We start from the raw sequence: 15,353 nt of genomic DNA on the forward strand, positions 1-15,353 counted from the left end.
GAATTTTTATTTAAATTTTAAAATAATTCATTTGAATTTTACAGACTTAAACTTAATAGAACCTATTGCAAAAGCAATTCAGGAACAGGGATACACGACTCCTACTCCTATCCAGGAAAGATCTATTCCTGATATTCTTGAAGGCAGAGACTTTTTAGGTTGTGCGCAAACAGGAACAGGAAAAACAGCAGCTTTTTCCATCCCTATTCTACAGAATTTATCCAAAAATAAAATTCCCAATAAACATATAAAAGCGTTAATCCTTACTCCAACCAGAGAACTGGCTATTCAGATTGAGGAAAATATTAATGCTTACGGTAAATATCTTCCTTTAAAGCAACTTGTTATTTTCGGAGGAGTAAAACAAGGAAATCAAGAGGCAGCTTTGAGAAAGGGCGTTGATATTCTGGTAGCAACTCCGGGAAGACTTCTGGACTTTATTGCTCAGGGAATCATCAGTCTGAAAAACCTGGAGATTTTCGTTCTCGATGAAGCAGACAGAATGCTGGATATGGGATTCGTACATGATGTAAAAAGAATCATTAAGCTTTTACCTCAGAGAAGACAGACTTTATTTTTCTCGGCAACAATGCCTGGTGAGATTCAAAAGCTGGCTAATTCTATTCTGAACAATCCTGTGAAAGTAGAGGTTACTCCCGTTTCTTCTACCGCAGATACCATCAAACAATCTGTATACTTTGTAGAAAAAGACAACAAACTGAATTTGCTTTCTCATATTCTGCAAAATGACATTTCAGACTCTGTATTGGTTTTCGCCAGAACGAAGCACGGTGCAGATAAGATTTCAAGAAAACTTCAGAAGGATAATATCTCAGCAGAAGCAATTCACGGTAATAAATCTCAGAATGCAAGACAAAATGCCCTGAACAATTTTAAATCCGGAAAAACAAGGGTTCTTGTAGCGACAGATATTGCAGCAAGAGGAATTGATATTGATGAACTGAAATTCGTGATCAATTTTGAGCTTTCTGATGTTTCTGAAACCTATGTACACAGGATCGGAAGAACAGGAAGAGCGGGAGCTGAAGGTAATTCTATATCTTTTGTAGACGGACTTGATCTTTTGAACTTAAAGAATACTGAAAAACTAATTGGAAAGAAAATTCCTGTGATCAAGGATCATCCTTTCCATACTGATGATCTTGTTGCCCAGAAAAGGGATTCGAATAACAAACCTGTTCCTGCAGGGGGTGGGAAGCCCAAAACAACAGGTAGCGGTAATAATTCAAGATCGAATAACAACCGTAAAAAGCCTGCAGCGGGAGCTTCAGTAGGATTTAAAAAACCTAAGAATAAGAATTTCACCAGAAAGAAATAAAAACGAAACCCTTTTCAAAAACGAAAAGGGTTTCTATTTATCTTAAAGTTCAGAACTTTATAATTTAAAAAGTTTCTTTGCATTCTCTGTCGTGATACGGTCTATCTCAGAAAAATCTTTTCCATAGATATTCACCAGTTTTCCGGCCACCAGATCAAGATAGGAGCTTTCATTTCTTTTTCCTCTGTGCGGAACCGGAGCCAGATAAGGAGAATCTGTTTCCAGAACAATTTTATCCAAAGGAATTTCGTTCAGAAACTGGTCTATTTTTCCATTTTTAAAGGTCACTACCCCACCGATTCCTAAAGTAAAATTAAGATCAATAGCGTGCTGTGCCTGTTCCAGATTTCCTGAAAAACAGTGAAAGATTCCTCTTAATTTAGGATGTTTTTTTCTTTCCAATACTTCAAACGTTTCATCAAAACTTTCTCTTGTATGGATCACAATCGGAAGATCTTTTTCTATCGCCCAGTCAATCTGATGTTCAAAGGCTTTTACCTGAATATCAAGTGTTGTTTTATCCCAATACAGATCAATTCCGATCTCTCCTATTGCCGGAAAATGTCTCTGATCAAGGTAATTTTTTACGATTTCAAGTTCTTTTTCCCATGATTCAGGTTTTACATAACAAGGATGTAATCCCATCATTGAAAAAATCTGTCCCGGATATTCTGTTTCCAGCTGCAGCATTTTCTCATGCGATTCAGAATCGATAGCAGGAAGATAAAATTCTGTAATCCCTTTATCTAAAGCTCTCTGAATGGCTTCTTTTCTGTCTTCATCAAATTCTTCTGCGTATAGATGTGTATGTGTATCAATCATTTTATGTAAAATTTCAATAGATCTTCGTAAGGGTTTTCAAGTCCCAGCAATAGTCCGAAAGCGGGTTCTGTTTTTATTCCCTGTTTTTTAAGTTCTATTATTTTCTGTTTAAATTTTTCTCCTTTTTCCTGTAATATTTTGTATTCGGCAATCATATGAAGGTATGCATTCTGCTCTGTTGTAGGCTTATTCTGTCCAAAAATCTCAATAGGAAACCCGTCCAGCATAAAATTTAATGTAATGCATTTCTCTCCGTTTACAATAGAATATTCTACTTCTACATTGTGAGGAATAAGCTGACAAAATAGTAAATCATCCAGAAAATCCTGTTCATATTGTAAATCAACTTCGAAAATAAGATCCAGATCGCTTCCTTTGATATCAATCTCAATAGGAACAGTTCCAGCTAAAATTGGGGAATAATCCTTCAATTTTCCGAAAACACGATACTTTGTAAGAATTTCGTACGCTTTTTTCTGTCTTTCATTCCCATCTTTCAGATAATCAATTCTGGTGAAATCAAGCATTTAAAATATTTTATGTTTTACCTTTTTACGCTGCATTTCAATTCTTTGATCCAGCTTTTCTCTGAATTCTATAAATTTCGGATCTTTCTTATCACTGGTTTTATGTTCCAGAGCTTTAACGATCTTAAAATTTTCTTTGATAAAATCCTGGGTTTCTTCTGAAAAATAAGATTTTCCAAATTTCTCAAAAATATAATTAACCGCTTGGGTACTTGGATGAATCATATCTTCCTTGTAAAAACGATAATCCCGGAGATCATCCATTAAAATCTCATAAACAGGCAGATAATGGCAGTCTTCAAACATAGAAATAGACTCGTGAATAGCAGTAATGAGTTTGGATTTGCTCAACTGATTTTCTACCATTCCATCTTTTGTATGCCTTACTGGTGACACAGTAAACAGGATTTGTACTCCTTCTTTGCAAATGTCTTTCAGATCCAGAATGGTGTGGTAAATCGAGCTTGTTAATTCCTGATGGGAAAGCAGTCTTTTCTCAAAAAACTTTTGTGGAATCTTGTGACAGTTGGCCACCAGTTTTTTCTTGGGAAGAAATTCATAGATAAATGAAGATCCGTAGGTGATGATGATCCAGTCGGCTTCCTGAAGAAAGGCATTTCCCGCTTCAATAGCTCCGTTAATCTTATCTAGGGTCTGATGAATATATCGGGTATCAAAACTGGTGTGATGGTCCAGAGAAATATATTCTTCGTTGTAAGTGATCAGTTCCTCTTCTTCATAAAATGCAGAGTCATGTAATCTGTTGACCGCATTATTGATAGAAAAAGGATTAAAAATAGTCCCAAAAGGGTTATTGAGAGTCTGAAGTTGCCCGTCCTGGAGTAAATCCGTCATCTCAGAGGCAAAACATGAACCTATTGAAAATATTTTATCTTCAATCTCAATCTTCTTTTCTGATGCGGGAATGTCAACTTCTGTTCTGAATTTCATTGTATAAGGATTAGGCTGCAGAAAATAAGTAGCGGGTAAATTGCTATTACCTGCTACCTACCCTCTGCTACCTATATTAACTTTCTCTTCTCAACAAATAATTTGCCAGTTCGATAAAAGGTTTTTTCTTTTCTTCCGGAACATCAATTTTCTCAAGATAGCTTTGTCCGATCTCATTATGCTTTTCAATCAGACGTAATGCTTTCTCATCCACTTTTGTTCTTCTGAAAATCTTTTCTACTCCATATACTTTATCAACATTTTCAGTCTTTTTAGAATACCAGTAGTCCAGTTCTTTTCTTTCTTCCTCTGTAGCATGTTCTCTTGCTAACAGATACAAAACGGTTTTCTTGTTTTCGTAAATATCTCCTGCATGTTTTTTACCAAACTGAGCCTGATCTCCGAATACATCAAGATAATCATCCATAATCTGGAAGGCAATTCCGATATGTTTTCCGAAGTTGAAAATAGCTTTGGCATCTTTAAAATCAGCTCTTGCAATCAAGGCTCCGATTTCAAATGAAGAAGCACTCAATACTCCGGTTTTATAGGTAATCATTCTGATATAGTCGTCAAAAGTAACATTTTCCTGAGTTTCAAAGTTGATATCATACTGCTGTCCTTCACAAAGCAAAAGCCCTGTGTGGGTAAATATTCTGATACAAGCTTTGAAAATTTCAGGTTCAAGATCTTCAAAGAACTTATACGCTTTCAGCATCAGTCCGTCTCCGGAAAGAATTCCTACGTTAAGACCATGTAAAGTATGAATGGTTGGTTTGTTTCTTCTTAAAGGAGCTTCGTCCATAATATCATCATGGATCAGGGTGAAGTTATGGAAAAACTCGATAGCCAATGCCGGTTTGATCGCCTGTTTAAGATCTCCGCCGAACATATCACATGCCATCAGCACCATAATAGGACGAAGACGTTTCCCACCATGGGAAATAATATAATTCATCGGATCATACAGCTCCGAAGGTTTATCTTTAAAAGTATATTTAGTGATGGCATCTGCAACAATCTGCTGGTATCTGTCTAAAAATTCCATAAAATCTTATAATTTGAACAAAAATACGATTTTTCAAGGCTTTATAAAACAAAAAACTTTGCCCAAATGGACAAAGTTTGTATAATTATATGATTTGTTTTTTAGAAAAGGAAAGTTACTGCGAGATAGGTAATTGCAGCTACTATTGCAGAGATTGGAATGGTAAGAACCCAAGCCCAAAGTAAGCTTACAGTGATTCCCCATCTTACCGCTGAAATTCTTTTCGTTAATCCTACCCCGATAATAGAACCTGTAATTGTGTGTGTAGTAGATACAGGAATACCGAAGTGGTCTGTGATGAATAAGGTAATAGCACCTGCAGTTTCTGCACTTACTCCTTCTAATGAAGTTACCTTGGTAATCTTAGTTCCCATTGTTTTGATGATCTTCCAACCTCCGCTCATGGTCCCTAAACCAATAGCAAGAAAAGAAACCAGAGGAACCCAGATATAGTGCTGTGCAAAATAATCAAAACGTTCTGCAGAAGGAATATTCAAATACTGCGCATCCTGAAGCATATTAACGTGATAATAGATTACGGCTGCACCAATGATCCCCATTACTTTCTGTGCATCATTCAAACCGTGTCCCAAGCTGAATAAGGCTGAAGAAGCCAGCTGTAATCTTTTGAAAGACTGGTCTGCTTTGTGTGGGTTTGATCTTTTATAAAGGTGTACAATGATCAGAGTAATAATGATCGAGATAATCATCCCTATGATCGGTGCCATGAAAATGAACAGGAAGATAGGAATTACTTTATCAAACTTTACGACACCCTGCTGTGTTACCTGGCTGAAAGCTTCTTTAATGGTATCCCACATCCCAAGCCCGGGTTGTGCTGCCGCCACATCATGATAATCCATCATGAAAGCATGCATAAGAGCTGCTCCTAAGAAACCTCCGATCAGCGTATGTGAAGATGATGAAGGAATCCCGAACCACCATGTCAAAAGGTTCCAGGCAATTGCGGCGATAAGGCCGGAAAATATAACTTCAAGGGTGATAAAATTCTCGTTAACTGTTTTGGCAATTGTATTACCAATTTTGAATTCTCCAATAATGTAAGCAGCAATAAAGAACGCTGCAAAGTTCCAAAGTGCCGCCCAAAGTACAGCCTGGAATGGAGTTAAAACTTTTGTAGAAACTATAGTTGCAATTGAGTTGGCAGCATCATGGAAACCATTGATATAATCGAAGATCAGGGCCAGCGCAATAATAACTACAAGTAAAATCGGAAATTCCATTTTTTGCTATGTATTAGGCGTATTTAATCATGATGTTCTCAATCGTATTGGCAACATCTTCTGCTTTGTCTGTTACAATTTCAAGGTAGTTCAATACGGATGAAACTTTAATAATGTTGATGGCATCATTGGTCTCAAATAATTCTACCATTGAATTGGAAAGCAAATCGTCAGCAATATTCTCAATAGAGTTCACTTTAATACAAGCTTCTTTCACCTGCTCCATGTTTTTGAATCCTTTAAGGTTTTTCATTGCATTCTGAATTTCAAGACATGCTTTGTGGATCAGTAAAGAGAAGTCTGAATACGCCTTCATCTCAGGTGATTTGTAAAGGAAAATATATTTTGTGGAGGCGTAGATATAATCAGCGATATCATCAAGTCCTGTTGCCAGTGTGTGGATATCCTCACGGTCAAAAGGTGTAATGAAGTTTTTCCCTAATTCTACGAAAATTTCGTGAGTAAGTTCATCATTCTTGTGTTCGAAGTCGCTCATTTTCTTCAACATTGAATCGTCATTAAGATCGAAATCCTTGATTCCTGCGTTGAATTCTTCTGACATTGCAACTAGATTTTCAGTTACTTTTTCGAAAAGTACAAAGAAGATTTTATCTTTTGGTTGAAAAGCGTGGAAAATATTACCAATTCCCATTGTTTAGTATTTATAATTCGTGTGCAAATTTCTTAAAAAAGGATTGTACGTGAAACTATATAACATTAAGTTTTGTTAACATTCGCTTACCTACTGATTATCAAATAAAAAAACCGGCATTAGCGCCGGTTTTGTATGATGTAAGAAGAGATTAGTTTGCTACTTCAGCTCTCATATCTTTTCCTTTAAACTTCATGGATTGAATATTGCTCAACACATTATCTTTGAACGATTTTTCAACTTCGAAGAAAGAGAATTTCTCTAAAATTTCGATATCACCGATTTCAGCTCTTTTCTTGCTTTTTCCGCCAGCAGTAGCTTTGTTGATAATATCTAAAACATCAAGTTTCTTCAAATGGTCTTTTTTACCAAGATTGAAGAAGAATCTTACCATGTTTTCATCTCTTCTTCTTGGTTTTCCACCACGATCTCTGTCTCTTCCACGCTCTCCTCTATCTCTGTCGCGACCTCTATCTCTGTCTCTGTCACGTCCACGGTCTCTTCTTGAGTAGTCGTCATCTCTGCTGCTTAATTTCTGCTCAACAAGATCGTGCTTGTCTTTGTAGTATAAAGCAAGATCTTTCAACTGGAACTGCAGAAGCTGGTGTACCAGTTCTTCTTTTGTAAAGTTGCTCAGATCCGGGATTAAGCTATCATCAAATTCGAAAAGATCCTCGTGCTCCGTCAATAATTTTTCGAATACACCACCTACCTGAGCTTTGATAATATCATCACCTGTAGGGATTGTTCTTTCGTTAATTTCAATTTTCGTTGCCGATTTGATCTGCTTCAGTTTTCTGCTTTCTTCAGGCTTGATCAAAGCCATAGAAATACCATCTTTTCCAGCTCTACCTGTTCTTCCGCTTCTGTGAACGAATACTTCAGGATCATCTGGTAAAGAGAAGTGAATAACGTGAGTAAGAGAGTTTACATCCAATCCTCTTGCTGCAACGTCTGTAGCGACAAGAATATCGATGTTTTTCAATCTGAATTTCTTCATTACGGTATCTCTCTGTGCCTGAGAAAGATCACCATGAAGAGCATCCGCGGCATATCCGTTCTGCATTAAGAAATCGGCAACCTCCTGAGTTTCCATTCTCGTTCTACAGAAGATAATGGAATACTGGTTAGGGTTTGCATCGATAAGTCTCTTCAATGCTTCTTTTTTCTGACGGTATCCTACAACATAGTATTCGTGAGTAATGTTCTTCTTCACTTCGTTGATAGAACCTACTGAAATACGATGTGGTTTTGTAAGATAATTTTTGGAAATTCTTTCCACTTCTTTATTCATCGTTGCAGAGAATAAGAAAGTTTGTTTTGTTTCCGGAGTTTCGCTTAGAATGGTTTCCAATTCGTCTTTGAATCCCATAGAAAGCATTTCATCAGCTTCGTCTAATACTAACCAATGAATCGCAGAAAAGTCTAATGCTTTTCTGTTGATAAGATCAATTACTCTTCCCGGAGTTCCCACGATAATCTGTGGTTTGTCCTTCAAAGATCTCATCTGCTCTACAATACTACTTCCACCATAAACCGCAGTTGTCTTGATGTCTTTCATATACTTAGAGTAATTCTTTATGTCCTTCGAAATCTGAAGACATAATTCCCGTGTCGGACAAAGCACCAATAATTGGATTTTGCGACTCGTATCGTCAATCATATCCAAAATCGGAAGCGAAAACGCTGCTGTTTTGCCTGTCCCTGTCTGCGCAAGTGCGATCAAGTCGCGAATATCTGAAAGAATAAAAGGGATAGTCTGTTTTTGGATTTCTGTTGGGCTTTCGTAGCCCAGTTCGCCAATTGCCTTAAGGATATCAGGACTTAAATTGGTTTCCGTAAATAAATTCATTAACTATTTTAAAATTTTTGCAAAGATACAATAAATATTTGATTTGTTTTTGAATAAATTTTTAAATATGCAAACTTAAATTCACAATCCTTTAATATATTTTTAATTTTTTGAAAATTAAATCCAAAAAAACAAGGCTTGGGTTAAAAAGTTGTTAAACATTATTTTTTTTTATTAAATTGGATTGATTTTTTCTGTGTTATTTATGAATTTTCAAAAATAAAGCCATGAAAAGCAAATTTTTCTTTTTGATATTCTCATGCCTAGTCGTTGAAATATTTGCCCAAACACCCCATTATCCGTCCGCCTGGACTCTGGAAAATTGTATTGAATACGCTAAGGAGAATAATATTTCCATTAATTCTCTCCGGCTTTCAAAAAATTCTGCCCAACAGGATCTTCTTCAGGCAAAAGACGCAAAATACCCCAATGTAAGCGGGACCGTTTCACAAGGACTATTTGCCCTTAACGGAAGTGACGGACTTCATATGACCGGAGCACAATCACAAAGTATCGGAGCCAATTCTTCCATGACCCTTTATCATGCCAACTATATTAAAAACAATGAAGCTTCTAAGAATCTTCTGGTACAGATGGCAGATCTGTCTGTACAGGAATCCGAAAATAATATCACACTCAATATCACCCAGGCCTATCTGAATATTCTGATGAACCAGGAAAATATCATTTCTCTTGAAAATGTTCTGAAAACTACCCAAACTCAGTTAAAACAAGGGGATCAACTGTATAAAGCCGGAAGTCTTTCAAAATTAAATTATCTTCAGATCCAGTCTCAGGTCGCCCAGGATCAGTACAATCTGGTAGCGGCTCAGAATAATCTACGGACCAATACTGTTAACTTAAAACAAATTCTACAGTTGCCTTCAGGTTATGATTTTCAGATTGTAAAACCCGACAGTATTATTGTTGATGATCAGTTGAACCCCTTACAAGATGTTCAAAATCTGGCACAAAATCAACGCCCGGAAGTAAAATACGGTGAACTGAATGTAGAAAACTCCAACACTAACCTAAAAATGGCTAAGGCATCTATCCAGCCGACATTAAGTCTGGTAGGAAATATTTCCACCAATTATTCCAACGGAAACGGAAATTATTTTAACCAGCTGGGAAACAATTTTTATATGCCTATCGGATTAAGTCTTGGCATTCCGATTTACAACAATAGAATTTACAAAACACAGATTGAAAAATCAAAAATTGCCATCGAACAGGCCAACCTCGACTTACAGAACACCAAAACGATCCTGAATCAACAGGTAGAACAATCTTACATCAACCTTCAGAATGCATTGTCTCAATACGACTCAGCTTCTCAACAAATGAATATCAGTAAGCAGAGTTATGACATCGTAAATGCCCAGATGAAAATCGGAAGCATTGATTACGTACAGCTTCAGCAGCAACGATTGCTTTATATACAGTCTGTTCAGAATTATCTTCAGGCAAAATATACGGCAATTCTCAATAAACAGATCTACGAATTTTACGCAGGTAACCCTATAAATCTAAAGTAAGCTATGAAAACAAAGAATAAAAAATGGTTGTACTGGATTGTGGGCGGCATCATTGTCCTAGGTGCAGTCTGGTTTTTCTTCATCCGGGAAAAAGAAATAAAAATACAGCTGGAGACCGTAAAGCCTGATATGGGAGAAATTTCAAATTCCATTACCGCTACGGGAACTATTCAGCCTGTGGATACGGTTGCAGTAGGTACTCAGGTATCGGGAATCATTAAAAATATTTATGTGGATTTCAATTCTACGGTGAAAAAAGGACAACTACTGGCTACTTTAGATCCGGATCTGCTACAGTTTCAGTCGGAGCAGATCAAAGCCAACCTTCAGAATGCAAAGAGCAATCTTGCTTACAATGAAATCAACATCAACAGACAATCCCAATTGTACAAAGTGGGCGCTATCAGCAAAGCGGATTATGATGTTGCCACCAATCAGTACAATGCCGCAAAAGCTCAGGTAGGTTCTGTAAATGCCCAGCTTTCCACGGCTAATAAAAATCTGTCGTTAACCAATATTTATTCTCCTATTGACGGAACGGTACTCAACAGAAATGTAAGTGAAGGACAAACTGTGGCATCTAGCTTCAGTACTCCTACCCTTTTCAGCATTGCCAAGGATCTTACCAAGATGAGAGTTCGCGCATCGGTGGATGAAGCTGATATCGGAAATATAAAAGTAGGTCAGAAAGCCACATTCACAGTAGATGCATTTCCTGATGAGACTTTTGATGGTGAAGTTTCAGAAGTTCGTCTTCATCCTACCGTTTCATCAAATGTGGTAAATTATACTACCATTATTAATGCAGATAATTCAAGCTTAAAACTGAAACCGGGAATGACAGCCAACATCACAATTTATACTCAGGTTTTAAACAACATTATGAAAATTCCGGTAGCGGCTACGAGTTTCAGACCCGACAGTCTGGTCATTAAAAAATACAAAGTAAACTCTCCTTTTGCCAATGGTAAAAAACGTGAAAAAGGACAATGGAAAAATCAAAACAAAGGCACTGAAAACAAAAACGAAGCTGCGGTATGGGTGATTGCAAAAGACAGTACCATTTCCCGTAAAAAGATAAAAACAGGAATGGATAACGACACCGAAATACAAGTTGTTTCCGGGTTAACTAAAAACGACAATATCATCACCGGCTATAAAGTTCTGTCGAAAAAATCTTCTGGCGGACAGGCTAAAAGCCCATTCATGCCTCAAAGAAGAGGCAGCGGAAACAACAGAAACAGCGGTGGCGGTGGTGGCGGACCAAGATAACAAGATTTTATATTCCTGACCAATCAACCAGCAACCAGCAAACCTAAAACAAAAAGTCATGGCAGAAAAAATTCTGGAGATTATGGATCTGAAAAGAGAATTCAGGATGGGTGAAGAAGTTGTTCATGCACTGAAAGGTGTAACCTTTACCGTGGAAAGAGGCGAATTTGTTACCATTATGGGAAGCAGCGGCTCGGGAAAATCCACCTTACTGAATATTATTGGCTGCCTGGACAAACCTTCAGGAGGAGATTATATTCTGGATGGTGTTAACATTAAAAATCTTGACCGCGATGAGCTGGCTGTTCTGAGGAATCAGAAAATAGGTTTTGTGTTTCAGTCTTACAACCTTCTTCCCAGAACTACGGCAAAAGAGAATGTAGAGCTTCCACTTCTTTATAACTCAAAAATATCTACAGAAGAACGCCACAAAAGAGCCATAGATGCTTTGACTGCAGTAAAACTTGAAAGCAGGATTGATCACCTTCCGAATCAGATGTCCGGAGGCCAACAACAGAGAGTCGCTATTGCCAGAGCTTTGGTCAATGAACCCGTCATGATTCTTGCAGATGAAGCTACAGGAAACCTTGATACCAGAACTTCCTATGAAATCATGGCACTTATGCAGGATCTTCACCATCAGGGACGAACTATTGTTTTTGTAACCCACGAACCTGATATTGCTACTTTCAGCAGCAGAACAGTTACCCTTCGGGACGGAAAAGTGATTAAAGACATCCAAAATGACAATATAAAATCAGCCAGAGAAGCCCTGGAAAATCTTCCGGTAAATGATGATTACAGATAAACTAAAAATTTATTACAATGAACCTCTCAAATCTCTTCAGAATTGCATGGAAAGCCCTTTTAAGAAATAAGCTTCGGGCATTTTTAACGATGCTCGGTATTATTATTGGGGTCGCTTCAGTGATTGCAATGACCGCCATTGGAGAAGGTTCAAAAAAAAGTATCAGTGACCAGCTTTCTTCGATGGGTTCCAATATGATTACCATACGTCCCTCCAGTAATGTGAATGTTTCCGGAGGAGCAAGAATCGGTGCTTCCGGATTACAGACTTTGAGACCTCAGGATGCAGACGCTATTTCAAAAGGAGCTCCTGATGTTTCTTATGTCTCCCCTGCCGTACAAACCAACGGACAGTCTATTAACGGAGCCAATAACTGGCCTACCCAGCTGCAGGGCGTGAATGAGGAATATTTCAGTATCAGAGACTGGAGCATTGCAGAAGGCAATCTTTTCACCAAAAAAGATGTTAATTCTTCTAATAAAGTCTGCCTTTTAGGCCAAACAGTTTACAACAATTTATTTCCCAACGGTGAAGAGGCTGTAGGAAGCATCATCAGATTCAATAAAGTTCCTATGAAAGTGATTGGAACTCTGGCGCCAAAAGGATCTAATGCCTTCGGACAGGATCAGGATGATGTGATCATTGCCCCGTTCAACACCGTTCAGAGAAGATTTTTAGGAATTACCTATGTTCAGACCATTTATGCAGCTTCTTCGAATGAAAACACTTCACAGCAGGCAACAGATCAGGTGTCAGAGATTCTGAGAAAACAGCATAAACTGCCTGTTGACGGAAGCAATGATGATTTCAGTGTGAGAACTCAGGCTGAGCTTATCTCAACCATGAGTTCTACCAGCCAGCTTCTGACCGTACTTTTATCAGCGATTGCAGGCATTTCCCTTATTGTAGGAGGCATCGGAATCATGAATATCATGTACGTTTCCGTAACAGAACGAACTAAAGAAATTGGGTTGAGAATGTCTATCGGAGCAAGAGGAAAAGATATTCTGTATCAGTTTCTTATTGAAGCGGTACTGATCAGTATTACCGGGGGAATTCTTGGGGTACTTTTAGGCATCCTTTCTTCGGAACTGGTTACTTTTTTCCTTTCATGGCCCACTTTTATAACAGAATCTTCCATTATTGTTTCATTCATTGTCTGTGCTGTGACGGGAGTATTTTTCGGATATTATCCTGCACTGAAAGCGTCAAAACTGGACCCAATCGAGGCGTTGAGATATGAATAGTTTTTGTACATTTGAGTTATGAGATTCGGGATTCGGGTTGCGAGATTCGGGATTCGAGGTACGAAGATTCCGGGTTTAGAAACCATTTTGAATCTCACATAATAACGGAGTTATTTAGACTTATAAAAAATATTGAAAATATTAAAACCATTAAGAAGGATTTAAGAAATAAAATAGAGTTAAGATGAATCATTGTGATTTTTAAGCTTAAAGCGAAGCTTATCTTAATACTCTTAACACCTTAAGATCATCTTAATGTTTCAAAAATAAAAGTTTAAACAAGTTCAACAATAAAAAACACTTAACACAATATGTCTGCAAGTATATCTTCCAAAACATTTGATTTTTTAAACAAATTAAATAAAAATAACAACCGCGATTGGTTTAATGAAAATAAAAATCTGTATACAGAATCTCAGCAAAATGTGGTTTCATTCCTAGATGAACTTATCAGAGAGATGTCCGGTTTTGATGAAGAACTTGCTAAAATAGACAGTAAAAAGGCCTTATTCAGAATTTACAGAGACACCCGTTTTTCCAAGGATAAATCTCCTTATAAAACCAATTTCGGCGCTTCCCTGGGAATGGGAAAAGGAAATCAGAAAGGAGGTTATTATCTTCACATGGAACCTGGAAAATCTTTTTTAGCCGGAGGAATTTATATGCCGGAGTCTTCCGTACTGAAAGAAGTTCGTAAAGAAATTTCTTTGTATGGAGACGATTTTCTAAAAATTCTCAACAATAAGGATTTCAAAAAACATTTTCCGGAGCTCGATCAGGAAGACAAACTGAAGAAAATACCTCAGGGTTTTGAAAAAGAAGATCCTATGGGAGAATATCTGAAATTGAAGAACTTCATTGTTGTTTATTCCCTGAAAGACGAGGAAGTACTGGATAAAAATGCAGTGAAAAACATGAGCAAAGTTTTCAAACTAATGAAACCTTTCAACGATTTCCTGAATACCCCTTTTCTTTAGAACCTTTCTTTTTAGGATCTACTGATTTTTAACCACAGATGACACCCATTCTCACAGAGGGTTGGAGTTATTTGGATGAAATTAAATTGTACTGACTTTTAAAAGAGACCCTTGTCATATACAGATGTCTCTGTGACAAATCATATATATATTAAAATTCAACGGGGTTACAAAAGCAAATTCCAAAACTATACACTGAAAATCAAGCTTTTATAATTAACATTTTTTTAAGAAAAGTTTTACATTTTTACGTATCTTTGCTATTCGCCAAAAAGCCAAAGATGTCTTTATACCAAAAAATTGCAGAGAAACTACAATACATAAGCCCGAATTTCTACAAAAAAAGATATTTTAAAGCTTTAAATAATCTTAACAAAAATAACTTTTCGGAACGTAATGTAGAACCGGAATTGGTATGGATCAAAGAATACCTTCCTAAAAATGCTGTGATACTGGATATTGGTGCCAATGTGGGAACTTTTCTCTATCAGCTGGAAAATACTTTGAAGCATGAGCATATTTATGGTTTTGAACCTAATAAAAAGCTTTACAGAAGACTGAAAAGATTATTTTCAGATATGCACATTCTTCCACTGGCTCTTTCGGATGAAAACAGTATTGCAGAGTTCAAAGTACCCATTATTAATGGAAAAACGATTGCTTCCCGCGGTACTTTAAACACTTCTTACAAAGAAAAAGGAGAAGAGAAAAGCTACACGGAGCAGGTAAAAGTTATTAAGCTTGACGAATGGGCAGCGCTGGAGCATTTCAACAGACTTGATTTTATCAAAATAGACGTTGAAGGAAATGAAATAAAGACCCTTTCCGGCGCGAGAGAAACTATCAGACAGTTCAAACCAACCCTTATGGTTGAGATGGAACAAAGACACCATGAAACGCCTATCTGGAATGAGATATCCGAAGTGATGAGCTGGGGATATGATGCCAAATATCTGAACAGAAACAGCTTCACGCTGGAGGATCTTACAGAAGATATTATTACACAAAATACAAACGACGAAAAAAATAAAACTCAGTACATCAACAATATTATTTTTATACCTAAAAACATTTAA

General features: G+C 37.1%; 14 protein-coding genes. 7 read left to right on the forward strand and 7 right to left on the reverse strand.

What is annotated here, in order from left to right; translation table 11 throughout:
• Positions 1-31 precede the first annotated feature (31 nt).
• Positions 32-1,339 carry a DEAD/DEAH box helicase gene (locus RAH34_RS14465; protein WP_114821401.1) on the forward strand — a complete coding sequence of 436 codons (1,308 nt, stop codon included), beginning with the start codon at positions 32-34 and terminating at the stop codon, positions 1,337-1,339.
• A 57-nt stretch (positions 1,340-1,396) separates the two neighbouring features.
• Here the strand turns inward: RAH34_RS14465 and RAH34_RS14470 are convergent, their stop codons facing one another.
• From RAH34_RS14470 to RAH34_RS14500, 7 genes are all read right to left on the reverse strand, one after another.
• A complete protein-coding gene (locus RAH34_RS14470) occupies positions 1,397-2,161 on the reverse strand; it encodes a TatD family hydrolase (RefSeq protein ID WP_306596580.1) in 765 nt (254 codons plus the stop codon).
• A complete protein-coding gene (locus tag RAH34_RS14475) occupies positions 2,158-2,688 on the reverse strand; it encodes a DUF4269 domain-containing protein (protein ID WP_306596581.1) in 531 nt (176 codons plus the stop codon). Before RAH34_RS14475 ends, RAH34_RS14470 begins: the two co-directional genes overlap by 4 nt.
• Positions 2,689-3,639 carry a GSCFA domain-containing protein gene (locus RAH34_RS14480; protein ID WP_114821398.1) on the reverse strand — a complete coding sequence of 317 codons (951 nt, stop codon included), beginning with the start codon at positions 3,637-3,639 and terminating at the stop codon, positions 2,689-2,691.
• Between the two features lie 76 nt (positions 3,640-3,715).
• Positions 3,716-4,687, reverse strand: a complete 972-nt coding sequence (locus tag RAH34_RS14485) for a polyprenyl synthetase family protein (protein ID WP_306596582.1) — start codon at positions 4,685-4,687, stop codon at positions 3,716-3,718.
• A gap of 101 nt (positions 4,688-4,788) precedes the next feature.
• Positions 4,789-5,931 (reverse strand): inorganic phosphate transporter, encoded by a 1,143-nt coding sequence (locus tag RAH34_RS14490; protein ID WP_034700227.1) that lies wholly within the window; start codon positions 5,929-5,931, stop codon positions 4,789-4,791.
• A gap of 13 nt (positions 5,932-5,944) precedes the next feature.
• Positions 5,945-6,583, reverse strand: coding sequence for a DUF47 domain-containing protein (locus RAH34_RS14495; protein WP_065393534.1), 639 nt, complete (start codon positions 6,581-6,583; stop codon positions 5,945-5,947).
• A gap of 151 nt (positions 6,584-6,734) precedes the next feature.
• Positions 6,735-8,435: a DEAD/DEAH box helicase gene (locus tag RAH34_RS14500; RefSeq protein ID WP_114821397.1), complete on the reverse strand. Its 1,701-nt coding sequence runs from the start codon at positions 8,433-8,435 to the stop codon at positions 6,735-6,737.
• 227 nt (positions 8,436-8,662) lie between these two features.
• On the opposite strand from RAH34_RS14500, the gene RAH34_RS14505 reads away from it, so the two are divergent.
• The 6 genes from RAH34_RS14505 (at position 8,663) to RAH34_RS14530 (ending at position 15,353) form a co-directional block, all read left to right on the forward strand.
• Positions 8,663-9,973, forward strand: coding sequence for a TolC family protein (locus tag RAH34_RS14505; protein WP_306596583.1), 1,311 nt, complete (start codon positions 8,663-8,665; stop codon positions 9,971-9,973).
• Between the two features lie 3 nt (positions 9,974-9,976).
• On the forward strand, positions 9,977-11,245 hold the full coding sequence (locus RAH34_RS14510; protein ID WP_306596584.1) for an efflux RND transporter periplasmic adaptor subunit: 1,269 nt from the start codon (positions 9,977-9,979) through the stop codon (positions 11,243-11,245).
• Positions 11,246-11,303: 58 nt separating this feature from the next.
• On the forward strand, positions 11,304-12,053 hold the full coding sequence (locus RAH34_RS14515) for an ABC transporter ATP-binding protein (protein ID WP_306596585.1): 750 nt from the start codon (positions 11,304-11,306) through the stop codon (positions 12,051-12,053).
• A gap of 17 nt (positions 12,054-12,070) precedes the next feature.
• Complete coding sequence (locus tag RAH34_RS14520) at positions 12,071-13,300, forward strand: ABC transporter permease (protein ID WP_306596586.1); 1,230 nt, start codon at positions 12,071-12,073, stop codon at positions 13,298-13,300.
• A 311-nt stretch (positions 13,301-13,611) separates the two neighbouring features.
• Positions 13,612-14,277, forward strand: coding sequence for a DUF2461 domain-containing protein (locus RAH34_RS14525; RefSeq protein WP_114821392.1), 666 nt, complete (start codon positions 13,612-13,614; stop codon positions 14,275-14,277).
• Positions 14,278-14,558: 281 nt separating this feature from the next.
• Entirely contained in the window at positions 14,559-15,353 is a 795-nt protein-coding gene (locus RAH34_RS14530) for an FkbM family methyltransferase (RefSeq protein WP_306596587.1), read from the forward strand.

It is taken from the genome of Chryseobacterium sp. WLY505 (genome assembly GCF_030846215.1).
Taxonomy (GTDB): domain Bacteria; phylum Bacteroidota; class Bacteroidia; order Flavobacteriales; family Weeksellaceae; genus Chryseobacterium.

Bases quoted from the DNA above. Each gene is read 5' to 3' on its own strand.
- RAH34_RS14470 (WP_306596580.1), bottom strand. From the start codon at position 2,161: ATGATTGATACACATACACATCTATACGCAGAAGAATTTGATGAAGAC.
- RAH34_RS14475 (WP_306596581.1), bottom strand. From the start codon at position 2,688: ATGCTTGATTTCACCAGAATTGATTATCTGAAAGATGGGAATGAAAGA.
- RAH34_RS14480 (WP_114821398.1), bottom strand. From the start codon at position 3,639: ATGAAATTCAGAACAGAAGTTGACATTCCCGCATCAGAAAAGAAGATT.
- RAH34_RS14485 (WP_306596582.1), bottom strand. From the start codon at position 4,687: ATGGAATTTTTAGACAGATACCAGCAGATTGTTGCAGATGCCATCACT.
- RAH34_RS14490 (WP_034700227.1), bottom strand. From the start codon at position 5,931: ATGGAATTTCCGATTTTACTTGTAGTTATTATTGCGCTGGCCCTGATC.
- RAH34_RS14495 (WP_065393534.1), bottom strand. From the start codon at position 6,583: ATGGGAATTGGTAATATTTTCCACGCTTTTCAACCAAAAGATAAAATC.
- RAH34_RS14500 (WP_114821397.1), bottom strand. From the start codon at position 8,435: ATGAATTTATTTACGGAAACCAATTTAAGTCCTGATATCCTTAAGGCA.
- RAH34_RS14505 (WP_306596583.1), top strand. From the start codon at position 8,663: ATGAAAAGCAAATTTTTCTTTTTGATATTCTCATGCCTAGTCGTTGAA.
- RAH34_RS14510 (WP_306596584.1), top strand. From the start codon at position 9,977: ATGAAAACAAAGAATAAAAAATGGTTGTACTGGATTGTGGGCGGCATC.
- RAH34_RS14515 (WP_306596585.1), top strand. From the start codon at position 11,304: ATGGCAGAAAAAATTCTGGAGATTATGGATCTGAAAAGAGAATTCAGG.
- RAH34_RS14520 (WP_306596586.1), top strand. From the start codon at position 12,071: ATGAACCTCTCAAATCTCTTCAGAATTGCATGGAAAGCCCTTTTAAGA.
- RAH34_RS14525 (WP_114821392.1), top strand. From the start codon at position 13,612: ATGTCTGCAAGTATATCTTCCAAAACATTTGATTTTTTAAACAAATTA.
- RAH34_RS14530 (WP_306596587.1), top strand. From the start codon at position 14,559: ATGTCTTTATACCAAAAAATTGCAGAGAAACTACAATACATAAGCCCG.